Source organism: Polaromonas sp., from assembly GCF_018780625.1.
Lineage (GTDB): Bacteria > Pseudomonadota > Gammaproteobacteria > Burkholderiales > Burkholderiaceae_C > Polaromonas.
The window spans coordinates 46,967-53,954 of record NZ_JADMJK010000011.1 but is presented as its reverse complement, the minus strand read 5'-3'; the positions used below and the strand labels follow the sequence as shown (position 1 = coordinate 53,954).

Here is a 6,988-nt window from a genome sequence, read left to right as displayed (position 1 = left end):
GCAGGACGCGTCATTCAAGCCGGGGCCGCGGGACCGGCTTTGCCGGACCGCAGGCTGAAGGCTGCGGCTCCAAGTCCGCCTGCGCGGGCTTGGACAGCCTTCAGATGCGCCGGCTCTGGCGGCGTGGCGCCCTGCAAGGGCAGCGGCCCCCTCGGGGGGCAGGGCGCGACACGCAGTGCGCAACCGTGGGGGCCTTGCTCACATTGATTGAATGTTCAAGATTGAATTCATGTCAGCTTGTCCCTAGGATCGCGGCACCACCCCCAAAATCAGGAGACAAGCATGAACATCAACCGCCGCCTGTGGGCCGTCACCGCCTGCACTTTCGCTGCCTTCGCCGGCCCGCTGGCGCACGCGCAGGACTTCCCCAACAAGCCGATCCGCATCATCGTGCCGCTGCCGCCTGGTGGCTCCAACGACGTGCTGGCCCGCCTGCTCGGCTCGAAAATGTCAGAGACCTTCGGCCAGCCCGTGATCGTCGAGAACCGGCCCGGCGCCGCCGGCAACATCGCGACCGACTACCTGGCCAAGTCGCCGGCTGACGGCTACACCATTGGTATTGCGCCCAACCAGACCGTGGCGGTCAACCCGGTGCTCTACCCCAAGCTGCCTTTCGACGTGGTCAGGGACCTCGAAGGCGTGTCCATGCTCGGCCGCGTGCCGATGGTGCTGGTGGTCTCGCCCAAGGTCACGGCGAAGACGGTGGCCGAGCTGATCGCGCAGGCCAAGGCCGCGCCGGACACGCTGACCTACGCCTCCGCCGGCTCGGGCAGCCCGCAGCACATGGCGGCCGAAGTCTTCAAGTCGATGACCGGCACGCGCCTGACGCAGATTCCGTACAAGGGCTCGGCCCCGGCGCTTATCGACGTGCTGGGCGGCACGGTGGACGTGATGTTCTGCCCGATCAACTCGGCGCTGCCGCACATACGCAGCGGCAAGCTGCGCGCGCTGGGCACCACCGGCACTGAACGCCTGGCCCTGCTGAACGGCGTGCCGACGATTGCCGAGACGGTGCCGAGCTATGAGAGCGACATCTGGATCGGCATGGTCACGCCGGCGAAAACGCCGCCGGCCGTGGTGGCCAAGCTCAATGCCGAACTGCGCCGCGCGCTGACGCTGCCCGACGTGAAGGACAAGCTGGCCGAGCAGGGCATCTTTGCCGAGTCCAGCAGCGCCGCCGACTTCACCAGGCTGATCGCCAGCGACCAGAAGCGCTGGGCCGCCGTGATCAAGGCGGCCGACATCAAGCCCGAATGACCGCAGGGCGCCCGGCGCCCGGTTTTTCTTTTTTGCCCAGGAGACTCCATGACCGCTTCTTTGGTTGCGCCGGTGCGCCGCGACATCCCCACGCCCTCTACGCTCGCTACGCCCGACACCACGGTCTGGTGCAGCGATGCCATTGCCGACATGCTGCGCGCGCTCGAAATTCCCTATGTGCTGCTGAATCCGGGCGCGAGCTTTCGCGGCCTGCACGACAGCATCGTCAACCACCTGGGCAACGAGAAGCCGCAGATGATCGTGGTGCTGCATGAAGAACACGCGGTCGCGATCGCGCACGGCTACGCCAAGGTCGCGGGCAAGCCGCTGGCCGCCATCCTGCACAGCAACGTCGGCCTGATGCACGGCTCGATGGCGATCTTCGACGCGTGGGTGGACCGCGTGCCGGTGATCGTGCTGGGCGCGACCGGCCCGGTCGACGCGGCCAAGCGCCGGCCCTGGATCGACTGGATCCACACCGCGCAGGACCAGGCGGCGCTGGTGCGCCACTTCATCAAGTGGGACTGCCAGCCCGCGTCCATCGGCGCTTCGCAGGAAGCGCTGCTGCGGGCCAGGCAGATCGCCACCACCGCGCCGCAGGGCCCGGTGTATGTCTGCTTCGACGCGGCGCTGCAGGAGTCCAGACTCAGCGAGGCGCCCGTGATGCCCGACCCGTCGCGCTACCTGGCGCCGCCGCCCGCGCGGCCGTCTGACGAGCCGGTGCGCCGCGCCGCCGAGCTGCTCTCGAAAGCTCGCCGCCCGGTCATCCTGGCCGGCCGCGTCAACCGCGACACCGCCGCCTGGCAACAGCGCGTGCAGCTGGCTGAAATGCTGAACGCCGAAGTGCTGACCGACCTGAAGATCGGCTGCGCCTTTCCGACCGCGCACCCGCTGCATGCGGCGCCCAGCGGCCACTTCCTCAATGCCACCTCGCGCGAGGTGCTGCGCGGCGCCGACGTGGTGCTCAGCCTTGACTGGCTGGACCTGGCCGGCACGCTGAAGCAGGCCTGGGAAAACGAGCCGGTGGGCAGCCGGGTGATCCAGGTCTCGGTTGACCACTACAGCCACAACGGCTGGAGCATGGACCACCAGGGCCTGCCGCCGGTCGACGTGTTTTTGGCCAGCGAGCCCGAGCCCGCCGTCGAGCTTTTGCTGCAGCACGTGACGAAACGCGAGGCGCCCGCACCGCAGCGCGCGCCCTTGCCCGCACCGGCCGTCATCGCTCCCGGGCCGATGACCGTGCCCATCCTGGCCGGCACGCTGCGCCGCGCGGTGGGCGCGCAGAAGGTCTGCCTGATGCGCCTGCCGCTCAGCTGGAGCGGCGACCTCTGGGACTTCGACCATCCGCTGGACTTCCTCGGCTACGACGGCGGTGGCGGCATTGGTTCAGGCCCCGGCATGGCCATCGGCTCGGCGCTGGCGCTCAAGGGCACCGACCGCCTGCCGGTCGCCGTCATCGGCGACGGCGACTACATGATGGGCGTCAACGCGCTGTGGACGGCGGCCAATGCACAGATCCCGATGCTGATGGTGGTGTGCAACAACCGCTCCTTCTTCAATGACGAGCTGCACCAGGAGCGCGTTGCCCGCCAGCGCAGCCGCCCCGTGGAAAACCGCTGGATCGGCCAGCGCATCGCCAACCCCGAGCCCGACCTGGCCATGATGGCCCGCGCCCAGGGCCTGACGGGCTTCGGTCCCATCGAGGACGCGGCCGAGCTAAAGCGCGTGCTGGTCGAGGCCATTGCCCTGGTCAAGGGCGGCGCCACGGTCGTCGTCGACGCGGTGGTGCAGACCGGGTACAGCCCGTCGATGACGGCCGGCCTGACCCGGGCCGACTGACCCGCATCGACTGCAACCTTCATCCGAAAGATCCCCATGCGAGCGAAAGACATTCCCGCCGGCATCCTGCCGACTCAACGCGGCCTCTACTACGGCGGCGCCTGGCACGCCCCCAGGGCCGGCGGCTCCGCCGAGACCTTCAACCCGACCTACAACGAGGCCATCACCACGGCGCCGATTGCCGATGCCGACGACGTCGATGCTGCCGTGCAGGCCGCGCATGCCGCCTTCCCGGCCTGGGCGGCCACGCCACCGGTCGAGCGCGGCCGCTACCTGCGCCGCGCCGCCGCCGTGCTGCGCGAACATGCACAGCCGCTGGCGCTGCTGGATGCGCTGAACAACGGCAACCCGGTGTCCGCGCTCGCCATGGATGCGGGGTTCGCGGCCGACTGCCTGGATTACTTTGCCGGCCTTGCCACCGAGATCAAGGGCGAGACCATCCCGATGGGCGACGGCAACTTCAACTACACCGTGCAGGAACCGCTGGGCGTGGTCGCCCGCATCGTCGCCTACAACCACCCGCTGATGTTCGCCGCCGCCCGGCTGGCCGCGCCGCTGGCCGCCGGCAACACGGTGGTGGTGAAGTCGCCGGACCAGGCGCCGCTGTCCATCCTGCGGCTGGCCGAACTGGTCGGTGACATCTTCCCGCCCGGCGTGGCCAACTTTTTGTGCGGCGGGCGCGCGTGCGGCGACGCCATGACCCGCCACCCGCTGGTGCGCAAGGTCACGCTGATCGGCGGTGTGCCGACCGGCAAGGCGGTGATGAAGACTGCGTCCGACCACCTCAAGCCGGTGCTGCTCGAGCTCGGCGGCAAGAACGCGCTGGTCGCCTACCCGGACGCGGAAATCGACAAGCTCGTCAACGGCATCATCGCCGGCATGAACTTCACCTGGTCGGGCCAGAGCTGCGGCTCGACCAGCCGCGTGTTCCTGCATGCATCCATCCACGACGAGGTGCTGGACAAGGTTGTCAAACTCTTGCCGCAGCGCCACAAGCCCGGCATTCCGACCGACCCGAAGACGACCATGGGCTCGCTGGTCAGCCGCGCGCAGCTCGACAAGGTGATGGACTACGTTGCCAAGGGTCTGGAAGACGGTGGCCGCCTGGTTTGCGGTGGCAAGCAGCCGGATGATCCCGCGCTGAAGGATGGCTTTTTCTACGAGGCGACCGTCTTTGCCGACATGCAGCCGCACATGCGGCTGGCGCAGGAAGAGGTCTTCGGGCCGATCCTGTCGGTCTTCAAGTGGTCCGACGAGGACGCGCTGTGGCCGCAGGTCAACGGCGTGGACTTCGGCCTGACCGGCTCCATCTGGACGCAGAACCTGAATACCGCGCACCGCGCTGCGCGCCGCATCCACACCGGCTACGTCTGGCTGAACAATGCCAGCCAGCACTTCATGGGTGCGCCCTTTGGCGGCGTCAAGCAGTCAGGCATCGGCCGCGAGGAATGCTTTGCCGAACTGCTGGAATTCACCTACACCAAGAACGTCAACCTGAAGTTCGGCTGACGCGATCGCCTCATATTCGCCTCTTATTCGGCCTTGATTTTTGCGCTTTTCGCCAACGCGATATACCGCGCCGCGTCGGACTTGATGAGCTTGGACAAGTCCTGCGCTGTCCCCTTGTACGGCACGACGCCAGCGGTCGAGAGGTTTTCCTGCACGCGAGCATCGGCCAGTATCCTGGTCACATCCGCCGTGATCTTCGCGACGACCTCGGGCGGCATTTTGGCGGGGCCCATCAGCGCGTACCAGATGGAGAAGTCGAAGGGCTTGATCCCTTGCTCTTCGAAGGTGGGCGTGTTGGGCAAGAGCGAATACCGCTGCGCGGTGGAGACGCCCAGCACCTTCAGCTGACCACTCTTGGCATAAGGGGCCACCAGGTTGGCGCTTACGATGGCCAGCTGGATCTGACCGCCCACCACGTCGGTGAGCGCCGGCGCGCATCCCTTGTAGCCGGCGTGCGCTGCGGCGATGCCGGTTTCCTGACGCAGCAACTCCATCACGAAGTGATGCGGCGTGCCAATGCCGCAGGAGCCGTAGTTGAAGCTGTCGGGCTTGGCTTTCGCGGCGGCAACCAGTTCCTTGACGCTGCTGACGTTGGCGCTGGGGTGCGCGGCCAGCGCGATCGGTGTGATGCCAAGCAGCATGATGGGCGTCAGGTCTTTCTCGGGATCGTACGGGAGCTTGCCCACCACGCCCAGATTGGTGGCCATGGTGCTGTTTTGAAGCAGCAGGGTGTAGCCGTCGGGCTGCGCCCGCACGACTTCCTGGGTGCCGATGTTGCCGGACGCGCCAGCCTTGTTCTCGACCAGCACGCCCTGGCCCCAAAGGGTCTGCAGGCCGGCGCCGATCTGGCGTGCCAGGATGTCCGAGCCGCCGCCGGTGCCGTAGGGCACGACGATGCGCACCGCCTTGTTGGGGAATCCCTGGGCGTGTGCCTGGGTCATGGGCACGGCCGCGCACAGCGCGGTGGCCGCGAGGGCCAGAAGTTTGTTCTTGAATGTCATGTCGGTCTCCTTTGTTTTAAAAATGGGGCAGCCCGGCGCTCAGGCGTCCAGGTCGATGTTGCCGAGGCGATTGATCCACAGGTTCCATGAACGCGGAATCTGCCCGTCGTTCATGTCCGAGGACAGCTGGGCCTCTTCCTTGTTGAGAAAGGTGATCTCGCCGAGGGGCTGCGCCGCGAGTTGCAGCTTCGCATTCACTTCGGCATAGATGGCGCGGTAGACGGCCTGCTCCAGCGAGGTGCCAACGACGGTTGAGCCGTGGCCGCGCATCAGCACGCAGCTGTGGTGGCCCAGCGACTTGGCCAGCGCCTCGCCGAGGTAGGAGCTGCGAATCAGCATGTCGGTGTTGCCACCGGCTTCGCGGATCTCGAAGTGGGCCGAGCCTTCGCCGAGAAAGCCGGACATGTGGAACACCGGCTTGAGCGCGTTGTTGGTGATGGCAAAGGGCAGCACGCTGGGGGAATGGCTGTGGACCACCGCCATGACATCGGGCCGCGCGCGGTAGATTTCGGCGTGGATGAACCGCTCTAGGTAGGGCCGCTCTGCAGTGTCCGAGACGGCGTTGCCGTCATAGTCATAACAGACGATGTCCTGGCGGCGCACCATGCCTGGCGCGCGGTTGCACGACAGCAAAAAGACGCCGGGCGCCGTTTCGTGGCGCACGCTGGCGTGGCCCAGGCCGTCGACCACACCATGGTCGTAAAGAATGCGGTTGGCATAGACGAGCTTGTCAACGATGTCTTTGGAAGGTTGTGCAACGGGCATGGGTGAAGGTCTCCTGAGTAAGTTATTGGGGGTGCTCAAATGACCGATGCAGCAGCATCGGCAGGCCGCATAATGCCGGCAAAAAAATCCGCAAGTGCCTGGTGGGCGCCCAGCGGCAACACCTGTGCGATGTACTGGTCAGGGCGTACTACGATCAAGGCGCCTTGCGCCCTGTCGATACCCCGCAGATCGAAAATGTCCATGGTGTTCTTGACGCCCGAGCTGAAAATCTTTTCATAGTCGATCAGGCCATGGCGGCCCTTTCGCGGCAGCAGCAAGGTCGGCATCGACTCAAGATCCAGTTCGGTGTGTCCCCGCTGAAAAATGGCCCTCAGATCGAAAACGGCGTCGATGTCCTGACCGGCAGATGTGTACTTGCGCACCGGCGAGTCGGAAGATTCCGCCAGGAACCTGCACAGAGCGCCGACCCCGGCCTCAAGGTTGTCACCATGGTCTGTCGCGGCTGCGAACGCGTAAAGACGCCAGCGACCGTCGGCCTTCGCCACGTGCCCGAGCTCGATGGGCCTGGCATCAGAGACCCGCAAGACCGTTGCGGAGTGAAATCGTGTGCCGACGACAAAGCCGGTGGCCAAGTGTTGGTGCGTGGCTTCTCCACA

Annotated in this window: 5 protein-coding genes and 1 pseudogene; 3 read left to right on the top strand and 3 right to left on the bottom strand. The window is 66.4% G+C overall.

The features are described 5' to 3' along the window. Window positions 1-282: 282 nt before the first annotated feature. Genes IV091_RS01120 through IV091_RS01110 form a run of 3 tightly spaced genes read left to right on the top strand, consistent with a single transcriptional unit; the run spans window position 283 to window position 4,605 of the window. Window positions 283-1,257 (top strand): tripartite tricarboxylate transporter substrate binding protein, encoded by a 975-nt coding sequence (locus IV091_RS01120; protein WP_293464138.1) that lies wholly within the window; start codon window positions 283-285, stop codon window positions 1,255-1,257. A 48-nt stretch (window positions 1,258-1,305) separates the two neighbouring features. Next, window positions 1,306-3,096 carry a thiamine pyrophosphate-binding protein gene (locus IV091_RS01115; RefSeq protein ID WP_293464137.1) on the top strand — a complete coding sequence of 597 codons (1,791 nt, stop codon included), beginning with the start codon at window positions 1,306-1,308 and terminating at the stop codon, window positions 3,094-3,096. 36 nt (window positions 3,097-3,132) lie between these two features. After that, entirely contained in the window at window positions 3,133-4,605 is a 1,473-nt protein-coding gene (locus IV091_RS01110) for an aldehyde dehydrogenase family protein (protein WP_293464136.1), read from the top strand. 23 nt (window positions 4,606-4,628) lie between these two features. Here the strand turns inward: IV091_RS01110 and IV091_RS01105 are convergent, their stop codons facing one another. From IV091_RS01105 to IV091_RS01095, 3 genes and pseudogenes are all read right to left on the bottom strand, one after another. Then, on the bottom strand, window positions 4,629-5,606 hold the full coding sequence (locus tag IV091_RS01105) for a tripartite tricarboxylate transporter substrate binding protein (RefSeq protein ID WP_293464135.1): 978 nt from the start codon (window positions 5,604-5,606) through the stop codon (window positions 4,629-4,631). 39 nt (window positions 5,607-5,645) lie between these two features. After that, a complete protein-coding gene (locus IV091_RS01100; RefSeq protein ID WP_293464134.1) occupies window positions 5,646-6,371 on the bottom strand; it encodes a class II aldolase/adducin family protein in 726 nt (241 codons plus the stop codon). A gap of 35 nt (window positions 6,372-6,406) precedes the next feature. After that, window positions 6,407-6,988, bottom strand: a pseudogene (locus IV091_RS01095) (3-hydroxybenzoate 4-monooxygenase); the annotation flags it as partial.

Bases quoted from the DNA above. Each gene is read 5' to 3' on its own strand.
- IV091_RS01120 (WP_293464138.1), top strand. From the start codon at position 283: ATGAACATCAACCGCCGCCTGTGGGCCGTCACCGCCTGCACTTTCGCT.
- IV091_RS01115 (WP_293464137.1), top strand. From the start codon at position 1,306: ATGACCGCTTCTTTGGTTGCGCCGGTGCGCCGCGACATCCCCACGCCC.
- IV091_RS01110 (WP_293464136.1), top strand. From the start codon at position 3,133: ATGCGAGCGAAAGACATTCCCGCCGGCATCCTGCCGACTCAACGCGGC.
- IV091_RS01105 (WP_293464135.1), bottom strand. From the start codon at position 5,606: ATGACATTCAAGAACAAACTTCTGGCCCTCGCGGCCACCGCGCTGTGC.
- IV091_RS01100 (WP_293464134.1), bottom strand. From the start codon at position 6,371: ATGCCCGTTGCACAACCTTCCAAAGACATCGTTGACAAGCTCGTCTAT.